A 16,818-nucleotide genomic window follows, 5' to 3' on the forward strand; every position below is an offset into this window, starting at 1 on the left:
GCTGCCGAGCGGCCGAAGCGCACGCGACGCAGTCGCAAGTCTCGGCCACTCGGCAGCGAGACGGCCGCGAACGGGTCGCTCGTAAGACTCGCTCCGGGCGGGGCGGGGTTGGGAGCGGACGGTTGAACGGTGGTTTGCTGCCCGGATGTCCGGCACCCAAGAGATCGGGCCTCGCGACTGCGGCGCATGCGCGTCGACCGCTCGACAGCGAGACAGCCGCGAACGGATCGCTCGCAAGACTCGCTCCGGGCGGGGCCGGGGTTGGGGCGGACAGTGGAGTGCAGGTTGTCTGCCTGTATGTCCGGCACCCAAGAGATCGGGCCTCGCGACTGCGGCGCATGCGCGTCGACCGCTCGGCAGCGAGACGGCCGCGAACGGATCGCTCGTAAGACTCGCTCCGTATGGGGCCGGGTCTGGGGCGGACGGTTGAACGGCGGTTCGCTGCCTGGATGTCTTGCCTCGGAGAGACCGGGACTCGCGACTGCATCACATGCACTGCAACCACTCGCCAGCCAGACAGCCGCAAACAGGTCGCTCGCGGGACTCGCTCCATACGGGGTTGAGCGGGGTCTCGGACAGTGAGGATGCGGCGCGGCGGATTCGCTCCGTTTGTCACCGACGGACTCACAAGACTCGCGCCCGATGAAGCCGAGCAGGGCCGATTAGTGACGCCGACGCGCGGCGGGTTCGCCGTGCGGGGAAGTCGCGGATGGACTCCCGTGGACCTCGCGTCGCGCGAGGTCGGGTGTGGCCGCGGGCCTCGCCGGAGCGTCGCACGCCGAGTCACCGTAGAGGCAACGGGATTCGACGTGCGACGTCGCGAGTGCATCGCAGTTACACGGCGTGCTTCTGAACGAGGTCACCCAGCCGCGGCAGCGCCTCGATGACGTTCTTCTTGGCCGAGGAACGCATGGAGGAGTAGACCTTCTGCAGCGCCGGACGGCTCGAGGCCTCGGCGCGCGCGTCGGTGACCGCGAGCAACGCCTCGGCGACCTCGTCAGACTTGGCGACCAGCAGGTCGGCGAAGCTACCCGAACCCGCCGCGGTGAATTCCTGCCAGAACGGGTCCAGCTGCGCGACGAGCTTGGGGGCCAACGATTCCAGCGCGTCGGGCACGATGGACGGGCTGATCTTCTTGACCGCGGCGTAGCCACCCTTCACAGCCAGGCCAGACGCACCACCCTTGTCCGACACCTCGGCGTCGAGGACCTCCTTGGCGTCGGCAAGGAAAGCCGTCTTCTTGGCGTCGTCGAGCAGGGATTCAGACAGTGCTGCAACCACTTTCAGGTTCCTCCGGATCGGTGTCGATGAACGAGCGCACGTCACTATACGCACTGGTGCGAAAGGTCACACGATGCTCACCCGGCAACGCGACCGCTTCACCTTCGCACGACCCGGCCCGGACCGCATCCGGAGCGGCCGTTCAGGGCTGCCACGGCAGCAGCTGCACCATCAATCCTTCACAATCGGCGAGCAAATTGCCCTGCTCATCACACAATTCGGCGGTGATGAAGGTTTTGCGGCCCTCGATCCGGTCGACCCGGCCCCGCACCGTCAGCGGCGTCTCGAGCGGGGTGACCTTGCGGTAGTTCACGTGGAGGTACGCGGTGCGGCTGATCGGGCGGCCCGCGTAGTGCACGATCATGCCGAGCAGATCGTCGAACAGCAGCGGCAGTACGCCACCGTGTGCTGCGCCGTTGCCACCGAGGTGGTATCGGCGGAAGGTACCCGTCATCGTGATGCCGTTCGGTCCGGCTTCCACCACCTGCCACGGCAACAGCAGCAGACTGCCGCGCCCTGGCAGTTCGACCGCACGCCCCGCGGGACCTTGGAGTTCGGGTGCGCGATGGGGCTCCAGCAGGTCGATCAGCTCCTGAGCCTTGGCGAGCGCGTCGCCGAACGTCTCGTCGGGGGCGTCGACGCAGACCGCGAGGTCCTGCAGTGTTCGCATCGCCTCGACGAACGGACCGAAGTTGGATCCGATCTTCGCGCGGGACACCTTGGGGAAGCCGCCGTGCTTTTCGTATCGGCTCTCATCCACGGCGCTGCGATCGATGCGAGGGCCGGACCGCCCACCGACCGGCCGTTCTGCAACAGGTTTCACTCGCTCGCTCATACTTGCACGGTAACGTCTCGTTTTACACCGTCAAGTCCACCGCCTCGAGCCACGCCGGGCAACCGTCGGGAATTGCATGGAAGTCGCTGGCGCCGGACACTTCGGCGCGGGCAATAATCACAGGCGTGACTTTCGATCCGAAGCTGTGGCGACCCGTTCCGGGATTCGAGAACCTGACCGACATCACGTATCACCGGCATATCGAGCAGGGCACCGTGCGGGTCGCGTTCGATCGGCCCGAGGTACGCAATGCGTTCCGCCCACACACGGTCGACGAGCTCTACCGCACACTCGATCACGCCCGGATGACACCGGACGTCGGCGCGGTGCTGATCACCGGCAACGGCCCGAGCCCGAAGGACGGCGGCTGGGCCTTCTGTTCCGGCGGTGACCAGCGCATTCGCGGACGCAACGGCTACCAGTACGCCAGCGGTGACACCGCGGACACGGTGGACCAGGCGCGCGCGGGACGGCTGCACATCCTCGAGGTGCAGCGGCTCATCCGCTTCATGCCGAAGGTGGTCATCGCGCTGGTCAACGGCTGGGCCGCGGGCGGCGGGCACAGTCTGCACGTGGTCTGCGACCTGACCCTGGCCAGTCGCGAACACGCCCGCTTCAAGCAGACCGACGCCGACGTGGGCAGCTTCGACGGCGGCTACGGCAGCGCCTACCTGGCCAAGATGGTGGGCCAGAAGTTCGCCCGCGAGATCTTCTTCCTCGGCCGCCCCTACACCGCCGAGGAAATGCATCAGATGGGCGCGGTGAACAAGGTCGTCGACCACGCCGAACTGGAAACCGTTGCGCTGGAATGGACCGCGGATATCAACGGCAAATCCCCACAGGCCCAGCGCATGCTCAAATACGCTTTCAACCTGCTCGACGACGGCCTGGTCGGGCAGCAGCTCTTCGCCGGTGAGGCGACCCGGATGGCGTACATGACCGACGAGGCGGTCGAGGGCCGCGACGCGTTCCTGGAGAAGCGGGCGCCGGACTGGGCCCCCTACCCCTGGTACTTCTGAGCCACCTGAACGGACGGACTTGGCGATATGGAGATCTTGAGCAGCCGGGTGATTCTGCGGCCCGCGGATTACCGGAAGACCCTGGCGTTCTACCGCGAGGGGCTCGGGCTGGCCATCGCCCGGGAATATCCAGGCGGAACCGTTTTCTTCGCTGGACAGTCGCTGGTGGAGGTCGCGGCGCACGGCGGCTCCGGTGAATCGACGAGTTTCGAGGGGGCGATCTGGCTACAGGTGCGCGATATCGCCGATGCCGCAGCCGAGTTGGCACTGAAGGGAATCGCGATCGATAGAGCGCCGGTCCGGGAGCCGTGGGGACTGCTCGAAATGTGGGTGCGCGACCCGGACGGTGTACCGATCGTGCTCGTCGAGATCCCGCCGGAGCATCCGATCCGCCGGGATTCGCGCTGGTCAGATGACTAGTTGAGAGATCGACCAGTTACCCGGCCGTCGGCGCCGAGTTGCCAAGGCGGTTCCCGGCGAGGACGATAACGCTCGGGTGGACGCCCGGCCGCCGATGTCCGGGTGGCCGCCGATTCGTACCGTCCGACGAGTGAATCGCAGTCTCGATGTCTGGCCTTGCTGAGCCCCATTCCTCCGGGGCGGCCGCACTCCGCGCGCGCCGCCCCAGCAAACCGACCCGTTCCGCGCGCGGCGGCGCGGGCATGACACGATCCCTATTGTGAGGGAGCGCAGCGAGCGGACCATGGGCATTTCGCCTCTGGCCACAAGGGTCGATTCGTGGCCTGTCACGACCGACGACACAGCGTGGCTCGCCACGACGCCGAGCGCTGGCGAGGATCCGTCGTGACGAGAACATTGCGTACGCTGCCGATGCCGACCGGTTCCGGTCTCGGCGACGTCATGCCGCATCTGCGAGAAGCGTTGGAAGGCAACGGCCCCGCGTGGCTGCCGATCCCGACCAGTGATCGCCGCGAGGCCCGCCGCCTCAGCGACGCCCTCTCCCCCGGTGAACCGATCGATGACGAAGTGGCCCTGGTGGTCACCACGTCGGGCACGACCGGTGTGCCGAAGGGCGCGATGCTCAGCGCGGCCGCACTACGTGCCAGCGGCGCCGCGACCCATGAACGCCTCGGCGGCCCCGGCACCTGGCTACTGGCATTGCCGACCCATCACATCGCGGGCATCCAGGTCCTGCTGCGCAGCATTCAGGCCGGGACCGAACCCGCCGTGCTCGACGTCTCAGGCGGTTTCCTGCCCGAGGCGCTGGCGGGCGCCATCTCGGGCATGCGCGGCCCACGCCGCTACACCGCACTGGTGCCGACGCAGCTGATCAAATCGCTGGACGCACCCGTGGCCGCGGCCGCCCTGGCCGAGTTGGACGGGGTGCTGGTCGGCGGCGCGGCCACCCCGCTGCCGGTCCTCGAACGCGCAAAGGCCGCCGGTATCAACGTCGTTCGCACCTACGGTATGAGCGAGACCTGCGGTGGTTGCGTCTACGAGGGCGTACCGCTGGACGGCACGAAGGTGCGGATAGAGGACGGCCGGGTGCTGCTCGGCGGTGCGATGCTCGCCTCCGGCTACCGCGGCCAGCCGGATCATCCGGCCTTCGCCGAGCCGGGCTGGTTCCGCACCGAGGACGCGGGCAGCTTCGACAACGGCGTGCTCAGCATTACCGGGCGTCTCGACGAGGCGATCATGACCGGCGGGCTGCTGGTGATCCCGCAGGTGGTGGAGGCCGTGCTGGTGACGCACCCGGGGATCAGCGAATGCGTGGTGCTCGGACTGCCGGATGAACGGCTCGGACAGCGGGTCGCGGTCGCGGTGGTGCCCACGGCGGGTGCCCGGCCGACGCTGGAGGAGTTGCGCGAGTACGTCGTTCGTGAGCTGGACGCCATTGCCGCGCCGCGGGAACTGGCGCTGGTCGAGGAGCTACCGCTGCACGGGCCGGGTAAGCCGAACCGCGCCAAGCTGCGCGAACTGCTGGCCAGCTCCGCGAACTGACACCGCGCAAGCGGTCGCGTCATCACCGTGCAAGGGCCGTGCAAGACGGTGGCCGCAGAGTTCTCCCCATGAGTTCATTCACACCCACTTCGGCGCTCGCCGTCGAGGCGAACGACCTGGTCAAGGTGTTCGGGGAGCAGCGTGCCGTCGACGGTGTCAGCCTTGCGGTGCCGCAGGGCGCGGTATACGGCGTGCTCGGACCGAACGGCGCGGGCAAAACCACCACCATCCGCATGCTGGCCACCCTGCTGCGACCGGACGGCGGCAGCGCCCGCATATTCGGCCGCGACGTCGTCGATGACGCGGCGGCGGTGCGCTCGCTGATCGGCGTCACCGGACAGTACGCCTCGGTCGACGAAGACCTCACCGCCACCGAGAATCTGATGATCTTCTCGCGCCTGCTCGGCCTGAGCCGGGCCGACGCCCGCCGCAAGACAACCGAACTCCTCGAGGAGTTCGATCTCACCGAGGCGGCCGACAAGGCGCTGAAGAACTTCTCCGGCGGCATGCGGCGCCGGCTCGACCTGGCCGCCAGCCTGATCTCGACGCCGCCGCTGCTGTTCCTGGACGAGCCGACCACCGGCCTCGATCCGCGCACCCGCGCCCAGATGTGGGAGACCATCCGCCGCCTGGTCCGCGAGGGCGCGACGGTGCTGCTCACCACCCAGTATCTGGACGAGGCGGATCAACTCGCCGATCGGATCGCGGTGATCGACCGCGGACGGGTGATCGCGGACGGCACCACCGACGAGCTCAAGGCGTCGGTCGGCGGGTCCTCACTGCATCTGACCCTGGTCGACCGGACACAGCTGGACGAGGCCCGCCGCATCGTCAGCGATTTCCTCGGCGCCGACGCCCAGATCACACCGGAGGCGGGCCGGCTCACCGCACCGCTTCGGGACGCCGATATGACCACGGACCTGCTGATCCGGTTGCGTGAGTGGGAGATCGCGGTCGACGAGATCAATGTCTCCAAGCCCAGCCTGGACGAGGTCTTCCTCACTATCACCGGCCACCCGGCCGACGACAACGCAGATATCGAGACCGAACGGAGCGCGGCATGACCGCAACACTCGCCGCTCCCGGCGCGGTCAACCGGCCGCTGCCGGTGGCCGCGGGCCGGATCACCCTGCAACAGACCGTTTCCAACACCCTGACCATGGCCTACCGGGGGGTGCTCAAGATCAAACACAATCCGGAGCAGCTCTTCGATGTCGTGATCCAGCCGATCATCTTCACGGTGATGTTCACCTACATCTTCGGTGGGGCGGTATCCGGCGACGTGAAAAGCTATCTGCCGGTGATCATCCCGGGAATCATGGTGCAGACCGTCGTCCTGACCTCGGTCACCACCGGCGTGCAGTTGCGCGAAGATATGGAGAAGGGCATCTTCGACCGCTTCAAATCGCTGCCGATCGCCCGCATTTCGGCATTGTCGGGCGCACTCACCGCGGATATGGTGCGCTACTTCATCGCCACGACGCTCACCGTGGTGATGGGCCTGGTGATGGGGTACCGCCCGCACGGCGGTGTGGTCGGTGTCGTCGGCGCCGCACTGCTGGTGATCGCGGCATCCTTCGCCACCAGCTGGATCTGGGCGTTCTTCGGCGTGATCGCGAATAAGGCCTCCGCGGTGCAGGGCTATTCCATGCTGATCATGTTCCCGCTCACCTTCTGCTCACCCGCCTTCGTGCAGACGAACACCATGCCGGGGTGGATGCAGGCCTTCGTCGACGTCAACCCGGTCTCGCATTTGATCTATGCCTGCCGGGATCTGATGAACGACGGTCATATCGGCTCCCATTTCGGGTGGACCCTGGTCGGCGCCGCGGTGATCAGCGCGGTGATGGCCCCGCTGACCGTGCGCACCTATATGCGTAAGGCCTGAGCGGTCCCGAACAATCATGCGACCGGCCGTCGTTCCCGAAATATCGGAAACGACGGCCGGTCTCGTGCTTTCAGCGGGTTCCCGGCTGTTCGAGGAGTTCGCCGAATACGCTCAGGATGTGTCGCGCCGAATCGAGGCGGCCCCGGCCGCCGTACCTGGCCGCAGCCCGTGCCACCCGCTCGTCGCCGAGTGTCGCCTCCGCCAGCGCGCGGTGGCGATCCAGGCGCATCGACGGAAAATCCTGGCGGGCATAGACCTTGGGTGCCAGCGCGAGCAGCCGCAAGCCGCACTCGGGATCGCGTCCGGACGCGATCAGATAGGAGCCGATCGCACACGCGACACCACCGATCTGCGGCAGGTCCTGGTACTGGGACAACATCGACAAGCCCAGTTCGAGCAACTGCCGCATCAGCGCGGCGCCGGTCTCGGCGGCACCGTAGAGCACCTTGGCATCCAGCGCCGCGGCCGCGATCATGAGGGCGCCGGGCCCCGGGCCGAGAACCGCCTGCGGCCAGCCGTACAACTCCAGCGCCCGTCCATAGCGCCGCAGCCCCTCCGCACTATCGCCGTCCGCGAAGGCCAGTTCGGCCGAGCTCTGCATGACGTTGGAGTGCAGACGGTTCTGTATCCCCGTCGAATTGTCCTCGGCACCGATATCGGTGGCGCCGAAGGCGATCTCGAGTTCGCGGCGCGCCTGCTCCCTATCCCCCATCCCGATCAGCGAGGCCGCCAGCATGCCGCGGATCTCCACGGTGTCCTCGTAGACACCGAGCTGTAGCAGCAGCTCGAGGCTGCGCCGGTAGTACGACACCGACTGCCGATAATTCGCGATCTGGCCGCAGACCTGGCCCAGATGCCGGCACACCATGGCCACGCTCCAGACATTGTCGTGGCCGAAGACATCCAGGGCACGGATCGCGTCGTGGGTGGAGCCGCGCACATCGCCGAGATTCTCTTTGACATTGGCGCGCAACAGCAGCGCGATGGCCCGCGTCTCCGATTCACCGTGCCGGATCGCCTCCGCGATCCGGCGCGCGACCCCCGCCCCGTCGGACCGGCTGAGCATGAGCATGCCGATGAATCGATAGGTCTCGCTGAGATCGGTTCGGGCGCGCAGCAATCGGCGCACCCGAATCCGCAGCTGCGCGATTCGGCGCATATCCTTGGTGGTGTAGAACAGGTGCAGAAGCATCATCTCGTAGGTGGTCAGCACCAGATCGGCCCGCGGCCCGTCGGCGATCAGCGGCTCTTCGAGCTCGAACACCCGCTCGGCCCAGCTGACCACCTCCATATGCGAACCGCGAATCACCCACAGCGTGCCGACCACCGGGAACACCGTGTAAGCGGTGCGGACGTCGCGACGCTCGAGCGCGTAGCGCAGCGCCGCGAGCAGGTTGTCCAGCTCCGCGGCCACCAGCAGCGCCAACTCCACCTGATCGCCGCCGTGGTACCGGACAGCCACCGAATCGGCGAGATCGTGCGCCCACCGCAGCATTCGCTCGACGACCAGTTCGGATTCGCCCGGACTCGCGGCGAGGCGCTCCTCACCGTATTCCCGCACCGTCTCGAGCATCCGGTAGCGGGTGCCGAGCGCCGGGTTGTCCAGAACGGTGAGCAGCGATTGATTCACCAGGCCGTCCACGGCGGCGGCGACGTCACCGACCTCCGGGCCGCCCGCCACCGATTCGGCGGCCGACAGCCCGAAACCGGCCGGGAATCGGCATAGTCGGCGCAGCGCGGCCTGCTGCGGGGGATCGAGCAGATTCCAGCTCCAGTCGATCACCGCGTGCAACGTGCGGTGCCGCTCCGGCGAGCTGCGGTCACCGTGGCGCAGCAGCGCGAATCGGTCGGCGAGCCGGGTATTGATCTCCTCGACGCTCATCACCCGCACGCGCGCGGCGGCCAATTCGATGGCCAGCGGAAGTCCATCCAGGGTGTGGCACAGCTGGGCGACGATCTCGGGATCGAGCCGGACCGTGGGCCGGACCGCACGGGCCCGGGCCGCGAACAGTTCGGTCGCGGGCGAGCCGGCCGGATCGATCGTCAGCGGCGGCAGCGGGTAGACGGTTTCCGCGGTGATCATCAGCGGCGCGCGGCTGGTGGTGAGCACGGTGAGCCGGTCGGCGGCACCGATCAGGTCGGCGACCACCACCGCCACCGCCTCGATCAGATGCTCACAGTTGTCCAATATCAGCAGCAGCGAGCGCGCCGACACCGCGTCGCGCAGCCGCTGTCTGGCATCGATGGCCTGCCTGCCACGCAAGACCGACGAATCGAAGGCGAGATCGTTCAGACCGAGCGCGGAGCTGATCGCCGCCTCCACCTCGACCCTGGCATCGGCCATCTCGGCGCGCACCGAGGCCAGCTCCACCAGCACCACCGGGCCGGTGCGGGCCACCAGGGCGCCGACTTCATTGGCGACGCGGGTCTTTCCGACGCCACCCGGGCCGAGCACGGTGGTCACGCGGGCGGTGCGCAGCGATTGCGCCAAGGCGGTCAGATCGGGTTCACGCCCCAGCAGGACATTCGGTGCGGCCCTCAGCCCGATCGCCTGCGGTGCGGAGAATTCCGTCGGCGGGGTCACGATCGAGATGACCGGCCTGATCTCCCGGGAATCCGCGGCGGCCGGAACCCCCACGGGTTCTCCACGCAGGATCGCGGTATTCAGCTCGACCAGCGCGGCTCCCGGGTCGGCGCCGAGGTGCTCGGCCAACCGGGCGCGGAAGGCGGCGAAGGATTCCAGGGCCTCGTTCGGTCTGCCGACCATTGCGAGCAGACGCATGAGCGTCAGCTGGGCCGGTTCGTCGAGCGGATCGCGCGCGGCGATATGCCGGGCCAGCCGCAGCGCTCCGGCGAGATCGCCGCCCGCCTCGCGGGCCACCAGTTCGACGGCATCGAGTTCGGTCAGTCGCAGCGCGGCCGCGGCCCGCAGTTCGTCGGCGACGGCACCGGCGGGCAGGTCGGCGCCGGGCTCATCACGCCACAGTGCCCGCGCCGCTCGGATCGCCTCGAGACAACCGGGTACATCACCGGATTCGTGGCCGCGCCAGGCCCGTCGCAGCAGCGCAGCGGCGAGGGTGAGATCCACCCGATCGGCGTCCAGCCCGAGTCGGTAGCCCGCCGGACCGATTTCCAGCGCGCCGCCGGGCAGTGCCGAGCGCAGCCGCGATACCTGGGTGTGCAGCGCGTTCATCGGCGCGCGCGGCGGCTGTTCGCCCCAGACATCATCGATCAGGCCCTGCGCGCTGCGGCTACGTCCCGGATGCAGGGCCAGAGCGGTCAGCAGCAGCCGGGAACGGGCGCCGGGCACCGCCGTCAGGACACCATCGCGGCGCAGCGCGACCTCGCCCAGCAGGGCCACCACGACCGATTCGCCTGCGGGCGTCGTCACGACTCGACTATCGCGGTGCGGGCCGCTCTGATCCGGAAACATGCCGAGGTCATCGTATGCGAGCGACATCAACCCCGGCTCCATGGTTTTTCACCCCCGATTGCGCGCAAGATCGAATACTCTCTGCGCATGGCTGAGTTCGAAGTGGTCCGGCAGGCCGTCATTTCGGCCGAGCCGTCGCGCATCCACGCACTGATCAACAATTTCCACGAGTGGCCCAAGTGGTCGCCGTGGGAGGATCTCGATCCGCAGTTGCAACGCACTTACTCCGGTGCGGAGTCCGGCGTCGGCGCGAAGTACGCCTGGGTCGGCAATCGTAAGGCGGGTTCCGGCAGCATGGAGATCGTCGACAGCACCGAGCGGGAGATCGGTGTCCGGCTGGAATTCATCAAGCCGTGGAAGGCGACCAATCAGGTGACCTTCGCGCTGAACCCGGTGAGCTCCGGCACCGAGGTGGTGTGGCGGATGACCGGGCAGCACGCGGGCCTGATGAGCCTGCTGTCGAAGGTCATGCCGATGGACAAGATGATCGGCAAGGATTTCGACAAGGGTCTCACGCGGTTGAAGGCGGCGGCGGAGGCCTAGCCGGGCCGGGGACGGAGCCGCGAGCGGACACATTCCGCCCGCGCGCATTACGCTCAGCGCATGGCTACTGCAGCGCAATGGATCGAAGGGGCGCGCCCCCGCACCCTGCCGAATGCGATCGCCCCGGTGCTGGCCGGCACCGGCGCCGCCGCCTCCATCGACGGCCTCGTCTGGTGGAAAGCCGTTCTCGCACTGCTGGTTTCGCTGGCCCTGATCGTCGGGGTGAACTACGCCAACGATTACTCCGACGGTATCCGCGGCACCGACGACGAGCGGGTCGGGCCGCTGCGCCTGGTCGGCTCCAAGCTGGCCTCACCCGCCGCGGTGCGCAATGCCGCGATCATCAGCCTCGCCATCGGCGCGGTCATCGGCGCGGTGCTGGTGCTCACCACGGCGTGGTGGCTGGCACTGATCGGCGTTGGCTGCCTGGCGGGCGCCTGGTACTACACCGGCGGCAGCAAGCCATATGGCTACAGCGGATTCGGGGAACTCGCAGTCTTCGTCTTCTTCGGTCTGGTCGGCGTGCTCGGCACCGAATTCGTCCAGGCCGAGCGCATCGACTGGGCCGGCGTGGTGCTCGCGGTCGCGGTCGGCTCCTTCTCCAGCGCGGTGCTGGTCGCCAACAACCTGCGTGACATCCCCACCGACACCGAATCCGGAAAGACCACACTCGCGGTGAAACTCGGCGACCCGCGCACCAGGACACTGCACCTGGCGCTGCTGGCGGTCCCGTTCGTCGCCACCCTGCTGCTGATCGCCCGCACCCCGTTCGCACTGGTCGGACTGCTCGCCCTGCCGTTGGCGATCCGCGCGAACGCGCCGGTGCGCTCGGGCAAGAACGGCCTCGAACTCATTCCGGCGCTGCGGGATTCCGGATTGGCCCTGCTGGTGTGGTCGGCGGTCACCGCGCTCGCGCTCGGCCTCGCCTAGTCGGCGAACCGAGCGGCGATCGCTCAGTCGTTGTCCGGGACCAGGATTCCCAGCACCCAGTTGACCAGTGAGATGATGATGCCGCCGAGGAGCGCCGCCCAGAAGCCGTCGACCGTCAGCCCGTAGTCGGAGAACGCGTCGGTGATCCATGCGGTCAGCATCAGCATCAGCGCGTTGACCACCAGCAGGAACAAGCCGAGGGTCAATACCACCAAGGGCAGCGACAGTAGCTTCACCAGCGGCTTGACCAGGGCGTTGACCAGGGTGAACACCGCGGCGACAGCAAGCACCACCACGACCTTGCCGCCGTTGCCCTCGTCGGGCGGGGTCACGATATCGATCTTGTCGACCCAGGCGGCGGCCAGCCAGATGGCCACCGCGTTGATGATCAACCGAATCACAAGCTGCATGCGCCAATGCTAAGGCGCGATGCCGGTTTCCCGCGGGATTCGCCGGTGGCCGCTCCGCGCGGGCGGCCACCGGCGCGGCCCGTTCAGGCCGCACGGTCGAGCAGGGCGTGCACCTTCGGACGCAGATCGTGTATCGGTCCGGAGCCGCCGAACAGACCCACCGTGGTCTGATTCGGTGCGCGCAGGATCCCGAGCAGCACATGCCCGGACTCGATGCACTTCTCCTTGCGGGCCAGCGCTTCCCGCAGCGACAGCTCGAGCACCTTCTTCGCGTCCCGGGTGAACGGGATATGCCCACCGCTCCAGCCGCGGCCGAGTCCGAAGCGTCCGCGGCGCTCCTGCGGTACCGCGCGGTCCAAGGCGTCCTCGCCGAAATTGGCCTCCAGCGTTTCCCGCACGGCATCGAGATCGATGCCGATGGAACGCAGGGCCTCGGCGTCCTGCTCGCCCAGCGGTTCACCCCGCCCGCGCTGGGCCAGGGTGGTCATCACGCCGTCGTGGGTGACGCCCGCCTCGGCCAGCAGGGCCTTGAGTTCGGGTTCGCCCTGCGACAGCAGGCCGAGCAGCACATGCTCCACCTCGATATTCGGTGAACGCAATTCCCGCGCGTCCTCCTGAGCGATGACGACCGCCGTTTTCGCCGACTTGCTGAACCGTTCGAACATCAGCGGCTCCTGCCTCTCCGGTTGTGCTTCTGGTGGACCGCCTGCTTGCTGACCTCGAGCGCCTCCGCGATCGCCTGCCAGGACCAGCCCTGTTGCCGGGCGTTGTCGACCTGGATCGCTTCGAGTCGTTCGAGCAGCCGACGCAGTGCGAGTACCGCGCGCAGCCCGACCTGGGGGTCGGGACTGCCCGCGGCCGCCGCCAGAGTGGTTGCCTCAGTCATGACGTCAATTTTGATTGACGCTACCGCGGTCTGTCAACAAAAATTGACGCCCGTGGCCACCCTGAACCACGCCCGCATTCCCATAGGTCAAGCGCCGATTACCGTGCGTTCGAGGACGGTGGGATCGCCGACGATGCCCGACTACTCGATGCCGCGACTGGTGAAGTCGAAGGATCCACCGTCGATGCCCCAGGAGATGACCCGTTCGGGATGAATTCGGATGACCCCGCGTTCCTGGTGTTGGAATGGCGGCTCCTCGTCATCGAGCGCCTCGGCCGTACCGCGTACCTCGATGCCGCGAATCACGTATGGCTCCAATGAAACCTGTTGGTCGATGACGAACGACACCCGGCTGCCCGCCTCGACATTGCGGTACTTTCGACTGGCACGCATCCGCATGCCCCCGATGTCGATCGTGCCGTCGGCGTTCACCCGATAGCTGGTCGGGTTATTCTGCACAACGCCGTCGGGCGACACCGTGGCGAGCCGACCGATTCCGGCCTCCGCGAGGAACTGCTGTTCATTGCTGGTGAAGATCATGTCAGTTACTCCTCAGTGAATTCGATATCAGGTGTACCCCCGGCGATCAGCCAGGATCAGAACAGGATCAGCGCAGCGCACAGTCCGGCAATGGCGATGAACTGCAGGGTGACCCGGTACTTCAGAATGCTGTCCCACTTGTCCTGCAGCGCACGGGCATTGGCCGGAATGATGCCGCTCTGGGCAGCGGCGGTCTGCTGGGTATTGATCGGCTTGGCGATGCGGACGTAGAAGACGAGCCAGGTGAGCAGTGCCGCTACCGTGATCCCCGCCGCGACAGCGGCGCCGATCTGTCCGGCCCACAGCGCGATCAGCAGCGTGAGCACTGCGGCGACCACACCGCCCGCGCCGACAACCGGCATGCGCTTGTCGCCGTAATAGTGGCCCCATCCCGCACTCATGGTCACGGTCGCATCATCGAGCTTGCGGTACACGGACCTGGTGATCACGGCCCCGCAGACATCGGTGCCATAGACGACGGCATTGGCGAGAACGGCGACGGCGGCAATGATCTGGCCGGTGACAGTGAGCATTCTCGGCTTCCCTCTCCTCGAATTCTAGCATCGCTAGAAGCTGGAGCAACGGTAACATTCTTCTGCTAGCTCGTCTAGCGTTGCTAGATTCCAGATTCGCTGCCGCGGGATCGCGTTCGGATCCAGCAAGCTGCACATGCCCGTCCCGGCCGAGCGGACGCTGTCGCCCGGCAAGCCGGGCCGAGGTCGTAGTACTTCCAGGGCTGCTCAGCGCCGGAAGCCGCGCCGGTAAGGATGAACTCCCCGTCGATGCGGACTTGGATGGTTCGGACAGCGCGGCCAGAACCGTCGTCCGCTGCCGACCCATCGTCGATACGGGAACCCCGGTGATCGAGGCCGATCCGGATTTCGCAGCGGCCGCGCGGATACGGTGACCCGCGAACGGTGTGGGACCTATCCGGTCCAGGTTCCGGTGGCGTGGAATTTGTCGAGGATCGCCGTCGGCTCGACCAGGCTCATGCCCTGTTCCTCGACCCATGGATCGTCGAAATACGTTCCCGCATAGCGATCTCCGCCGTCGCAGATCAGGGTGACCACGCTGCCGGCGCGACCGGCGGCGAGCATCTCGGCGATCAAACCGTAGGCGCCCCAGAGGTTGGTGCCGGTCGAGCCACCGACGCGACGGCCGAGAACGCGGCTGGCATGCCGAGCGGCCGCGATGGAGGCGGCGTCGGGGACCTCGATCATCCGGTCCACCACCTGACCAACGAAGGACGGCTCCACCCGAGGACGGCCGATTCCCTCGATGCGCGAGGACATTCCGGTTTGATAGCCCCGATCGGCCGTCTCGTACCCGCCGTAGAAGGCGGAGTTCTCCGGGTCGACCACGGCCAGTTTGGTGGCATGCCTGCGGTAGCGGATATAGCGGCCGATCGTGGCGCTGGTGCCGCCGGTGCCCGCGCCGACCACGATCCAATCCGGCACCGGATGCGTCTCCAACTCCATCTGTTCGAAGATGGATTCGGCGATATTGTTATTGCCGCGCCAGTCGGTGGCGCGCTCGGCATTGGTGAACTGATCCATGTAGTGGCCGCCGCACTCGGCCGCCAGCCGAGCCGCCTCGGTGTACATATCCGGCGGCCGCTGGACGAAATGACAACGCCCGCCCTGCGCTTCGATGAGCGCGATCTTCTGCGGCGAGGTGCTCGCGGGCATTACGGCGACGAAATCCAGTCCGAGCATCTTCGCGAAATAGGCCTCACTGACCGCGGTGGAACCGGAGGACGCCTCCACCACCGTGGTGCCTTCGGCGACCCAGCCGTTGCAGATCGCGTAGAGAAATAGCGAACGCGCCAGCCGATGCTTCAAACTGCCGGTGATATGAGTGGATTCGTCCTTCAGGTACAGCTCGATCCGCCACTCGGCGGGCAGCGGATAACGCAGCAGATGGGTGTCGGCGCTGCGCTGGGTATCGGCGTCGATCAGCCGCACCGCGTTGTCGACCCAGTCGCGCGGGGTGCTGCGATCGCACTGCTTCACTCCGGCGCTCCCCCGTCCTCGCCGCGCAACCGGGCGCGCAGCTGAGCCTTGTCCTTGCGGCGCTTCTCGTCCACCACGGCGATATCCTCATTGACCCGCGCGCGGAGCTTCTTGAACAGCGTCAGCGATAGCGGCATTGCGATGATCAGCGCGAACAGGGCGGCGACGATCAGCGGAATATCCACCCGGATCAGCCGGGCCACCAGGACGATCACCGCGGCGAGGACAACGACCAGCCCGAGTCGCGCCAGCGTGTACAGCGCCAGGTTCCTGGCCAGCCTGCGGCCGGGCTTCGGGGTTTGCTGGGCAGATGCGCCGTCCGGTCGAGTTGCGTCGCTCACGTCCCCCAGCGTATGCGAAGCGATTGCGCGCCCTCGGCGCCCACCCATCGCCGAGGTCCGACACGTATCCGTTTTGTCCATTACTTCGCCTTTACCAACAGTAGGTGGTTCGCGTACCTAGGGGTTGGGGTGCAACGATGGCGCCATCTGATGAGGGAACTGTCGATAACGGAGAGGTTTGCTATGACTGCGATCACCGTCGGCGGCCAGGACACCCTGCTGACACCGGGCCAAGTGGCTGCGATGTTCCACGTCGATCCCAAGACCGTCACCCGCTGGGCCCACGCGGGGCGCCTCGGCTCGCTGCGCACACCGGGCGGGCACCGCCGATTCCGCGAATCCGAAGTACTCCAGCTCCTCCAGTCGCTGACTACGGAGGCGACGGCACGCTGACACCGTCCGCGCGGGCGGCTTCAACGCCCGCGCACGGTCTTCTCCCGGCAATTCGGTATCTACGATGCACGCGGGGCACGCACGCGGCTACCCTCGATAGCAGGAGGTGAGCGACGTGACGTACCTGTTGGCACTCATCGCAGTCGTGGCGGTCGCGGTGCTGTGCTGGAAGGCGTTCGGCCCGGAAAGGCCAACCGACCAGACCCCGCGTTCACCCCAGTACCGAACCCAGCGCAAACAGATCATCGGCCCGGACGACGATCCGGACTTCCTGTGGCGGCTGTCCCGGCAGCACCGCGACGGCGACGGTTCCACCGAGCGCTGAGCGGTTCGCCGGAGGCCGCT

The 16,818-nt window shown here is 67.2% G+C and carries 19 protein-coding genes; 9 read left to right on the top strand and 10 right to left on the bottom strand.

What is annotated here, in order from left to right; all coding sequences use genetic code 11:
* Positions 1-834 precede the first annotated feature (834 nt).
* Together AB0H61_RS30975 and AB0H61_RS30980 are read right to left on the bottom strand one after the other, a co-directional pair.
* On the bottom strand, positions 835-1,281 hold the full coding sequence (locus AB0H61_RS30975; protein ID WP_357311277.1) for a hypothetical protein: 447 nt from the start codon (positions 1,279-1,281) through the stop codon (positions 835-837).
* Positions 1,282-1,423: 142 nt separating this feature from the next.
* Positions 1,424-2,116, bottom strand: coding sequence for a PaaI family thioesterase (locus AB0H61_RS30980; protein WP_357311278.1), 693 nt, complete (start codon positions 2,114-2,116; stop codon positions 1,424-1,426).
* Between the two features lie 125 nt (positions 2,117-2,241).
* Between AB0H61_RS30980 and AB0H61_RS30985 the strand changes: the two genes are divergently transcribed.
* The 5 genes from AB0H61_RS30985 to AB0H61_RS31005 all read left to right on the top strand — a co-directional run bounded on the left by AB0H61_RS30985 (position 2,242) and on the right by AB0H61_RS31005 (position 6,985).
* Positions 2,242-3,135 (top strand): 1,4-dihydroxy-2-naphthoyl-CoA synthase, encoded by an 894-nt coding sequence (locus AB0H61_RS30985; protein WP_357311279.1) that lies wholly within the window; start codon positions 2,242-2,244, stop codon positions 3,133-3,135.
* Positions 3,136-3,162: 27 nt separating this feature from the next.
* Positions 3,163-3,555 (top strand): VOC family protein, encoded by a 393-nt coding sequence (locus AB0H61_RS30990; protein WP_357311280.1) that lies wholly within the window; start codon positions 3,163-3,165, stop codon positions 3,553-3,555.
* Positions 3,556-3,966: 411 nt separating this feature from the next.
* Complete coding sequence (gene menE, locus AB0H61_RS30995) at positions 3,967-5,097, top strand: o-succinylbenzoate--CoA ligase (RefSeq protein ID WP_357311407.1); 1,131 nt, start codon at positions 3,967-3,969, stop codon at positions 5,095-5,097.
* A gap of 68 nt (positions 5,098-5,165) precedes the next feature.
* On the top strand, positions 5,166-6,161 hold the full coding sequence (locus AB0H61_RS31000; protein WP_357311281.1) for an ATP-binding cassette domain-containing protein: 996 nt from the start codon (positions 5,166-5,168) through the stop codon (positions 6,159-6,161).
* Positions 6,158-6,985, top strand: coding sequence for an ABC transporter permease (locus AB0H61_RS31005; RefSeq protein ID WP_357311282.1), 828 nt, complete (start codon positions 6,158-6,160; stop codon positions 6,983-6,985). Before AB0H61_RS31000 ends, AB0H61_RS31005 begins: the two co-directional genes overlap by 4 nt.
* 70 nt (positions 6,986-7,055) lie before the next feature.
* Here AB0H61_RS31005 and AB0H61_RS31010 read toward each other — a convergent pair whose 3' ends face one another.
* A complete protein-coding gene (locus AB0H61_RS31010; RefSeq protein WP_357311283.1) occupies positions 7,056-10,376 on the bottom strand; it encodes a BTAD domain-containing putative transcriptional regulator in 3,321 nt (1,106 codons plus the stop codon).
* Positions 10,377-10,505: 129 nt separating this feature from the next.
* On the opposite strand from AB0H61_RS31010, the gene AB0H61_RS31015 reads away from it, so the two are divergent.
* Both AB0H61_RS31015 and AB0H61_RS31020 read left to right on the top strand, forming a co-directional pair.
* Positions 10,506-10,961: an SRPBCC family protein gene (locus AB0H61_RS31015; RefSeq protein WP_357311284.1), complete on the top strand. Its 456-nt coding sequence runs from the start codon at positions 10,506-10,508 to the stop codon at positions 10,959-10,961.
* Positions 10,962-11,021: 60 nt separating this feature from the next.
* Positions 11,022-11,891 carry a 1,4-dihydroxy-2-naphthoate polyprenyltransferase gene (locus AB0H61_RS31020; RefSeq protein WP_357311285.1) on the top strand — a complete coding sequence of 290 codons (870 nt, stop codon included), beginning with the start codon at positions 11,022-11,024 and terminating at the stop codon, positions 11,889-11,891.
* Positions 11,892-11,914: 23 nt separating this feature from the next.
* Here the strand turns inward: AB0H61_RS31020 and AB0H61_RS31025 are convergent, their stop codons facing one another.
* The 7 genes from AB0H61_RS31025 to AB0H61_RS31055 all read right to left on the bottom strand — a co-directional run bounded on the left by AB0H61_RS31025 (position 11,915) and on the right by AB0H61_RS31055 (position 16,080).
* Entirely contained in the window at positions 11,915-12,301 is a 387-nt protein-coding gene (locus tag AB0H61_RS31025; RefSeq protein ID WP_357311286.1) for a phage holin family protein, read from the bottom strand.
* 83 nt (positions 12,302-12,384) lie between these two features.
* Positions 12,385-12,966, bottom strand: coding sequence for a Clp protease N-terminal domain-containing protein (locus tag AB0H61_RS31030; protein WP_357311287.1), 582 nt, complete (start codon positions 12,964-12,966; stop codon positions 12,385-12,387).
* Complete coding sequence (locus AB0H61_RS31035) at positions 12,966-13,187, bottom strand: helix-turn-helix domain-containing protein (protein WP_357311288.1); 222 nt, start codon at positions 13,185-13,187, stop codon at positions 12,966-12,968. The genes AB0H61_RS31030 and AB0H61_RS31035 overlap by 1 nt, the downstream gene beginning before the upstream one ends.
* A gap of 141 nt (positions 13,188-13,328) precedes the next feature.
* A complete protein-coding gene (locus AB0H61_RS31040) occupies positions 13,329-13,727 on the bottom strand; it encodes a PPOX class F420-dependent oxidoreductase (protein ID WP_357311289.1) in 399 nt (132 codons plus the stop codon).
* Between the two features lie 56 nt (positions 13,728-13,783).
* On the bottom strand, positions 13,784-14,260 hold the full coding sequence (locus tag AB0H61_RS31045) for a DUF1772 domain-containing protein (protein WP_357311290.1): 477 nt from the start codon (positions 14,258-14,260) through the stop codon (positions 13,784-13,786).
* Positions 14,261-14,653: 393 nt separating this feature from the next.
* On the bottom strand, positions 14,654-15,739 hold the full coding sequence (locus AB0H61_RS31050; RefSeq protein ID WP_357311291.1) for a PLP-dependent cysteine synthase family protein: 1,086 nt from the start codon (positions 15,737-15,739) through the stop codon (positions 14,654-14,656).
* A complete protein-coding gene (locus AB0H61_RS31055) occupies positions 15,736-16,080 on the bottom strand; it encodes a DUF4229 domain-containing protein (protein WP_357311292.1) in 345 nt (114 codons plus the stop codon). Before AB0H61_RS31055 ends, AB0H61_RS31050 begins: the two co-directional genes overlap by 4 nt.
* A 183-nt stretch (positions 16,081-16,263) precedes the next feature.
* Here AB0H61_RS31055 and AB0H61_RS31060 point away from each other — a divergent pair, with 183 nt between their 5' ends.
* Together AB0H61_RS31060 and AB0H61_RS31065 are read left to right on the top strand one after the other, a co-directional pair.
* Complete coding sequence (locus AB0H61_RS31060; RefSeq protein WP_040696172.1) at positions 16,264-16,473, top strand: BldC family transcriptional regulator; 210 nt, start codon at positions 16,264-16,266, stop codon at positions 16,471-16,473.
* A gap of 115 nt (positions 16,474-16,588) precedes the next feature.
* The gene (locus tag AB0H61_RS31065) at positions 16,589-16,798 is read left to right on the top strand and encodes a hypothetical protein (RefSeq protein ID WP_357311293.1); all 210 of its coding nucleotides are present in this window, start codon (positions 16,589-16,591) and stop codon (positions 16,796-16,798) included.
* The last annotated feature ends 20 nt before the right edge of the window (positions 16,799-16,818 follow it).

Origin of the sequence: Nocardia sp. NPDC050710 (assembly GCF_040654375.1) — a bacterium.
In the GTDB taxonomy this organism is placed as follows: domain Bacteria; phylum Actinomycetota; class Actinomycetes; order Mycobacteriales; family Mycobacteriaceae; genus Nocardia.

Bases quoted from the DNA above. Each gene is read 5' to 3' on its own strand.
- AB0H61_RS30980 (WP_357311278.1), bottom strand. From the start codon at position 2,116: ATGAGCGAGCGAGTGAAACCTGTTGCAGAACGGCCGGTCGGTGGGCGG.
- AB0H61_RS30990 (WP_357311280.1), top strand. From the start codon at position 3,163: ATGGAGATCTTGAGCAGCCGGGTGATTCTGCGGCCCGCGGATTACCGG.
- menE (WP_357311407.1), top strand. From the start codon at position 3,967: ATGCCGACCGGTTCCGGTCTCGGCGACGTCATGCCGCATCTGCGAGAA.
- AB0H61_RS31000 (WP_357311281.1), top strand. From the start codon at position 5,166: ATGAGTTCATTCACACCCACTTCGGCGCTCGCCGTCGAGGCGAACGAC.
- AB0H61_RS31005 (WP_357311282.1), top strand. From the start codon at position 6,158: ATGACCGCAACACTCGCCGCTCCCGGCGCGGTCAACCGGCCGCTGCCG.
- AB0H61_RS31015 (WP_357311284.1), top strand. From the start codon at position 10,506: ATGGCTGAGTTCGAAGTGGTCCGGCAGGCCGTCATTTCGGCCGAGCCG.
- AB0H61_RS31020 (WP_357311285.1), top strand. From the start codon at position 11,022: ATGGCTACTGCAGCGCAATGGATCGAAGGGGCGCGCCCCCGCACCCTG.
- AB0H61_RS31025 (WP_357311286.1), bottom strand. From the start codon at position 12,301: ATGCAGCTTGTGATTCGGTTGATCATCAACGCGGTGGCCATCTGGCTG.
- AB0H61_RS31030 (WP_357311287.1), bottom strand. From the start codon at position 12,966: ATGTTCGAACGGTTCAGCAAGTCGGCGAAAACGGCGGTCGTCATCGCT.
- AB0H61_RS31035 (WP_357311288.1), bottom strand. From the start codon at position 13,187: ATGACTGAGGCAACCACTCTGGCGGCGGCCGCGGGCAGTCCCGACCCC.
- AB0H61_RS31040 (WP_357311289.1), bottom strand. From the start codon at position 13,727: ATGATCTTCACCAGCAATGAACAGCAGTTCCTCGCGGAGGCCGGAATC.
- AB0H61_RS31045 (WP_357311290.1), bottom strand. From the start codon at position 14,260: ATGCTCACTGTCACCGGCCAGATCATTGCCGCCGTCGCCGTTCTCGCC.
- AB0H61_RS31060 (WP_040696172.1), top strand. From the start codon at position 16,264: ATGACTGCGATCACCGTCGGCGGCCAGGACACCCTGCTGACACCGGGC.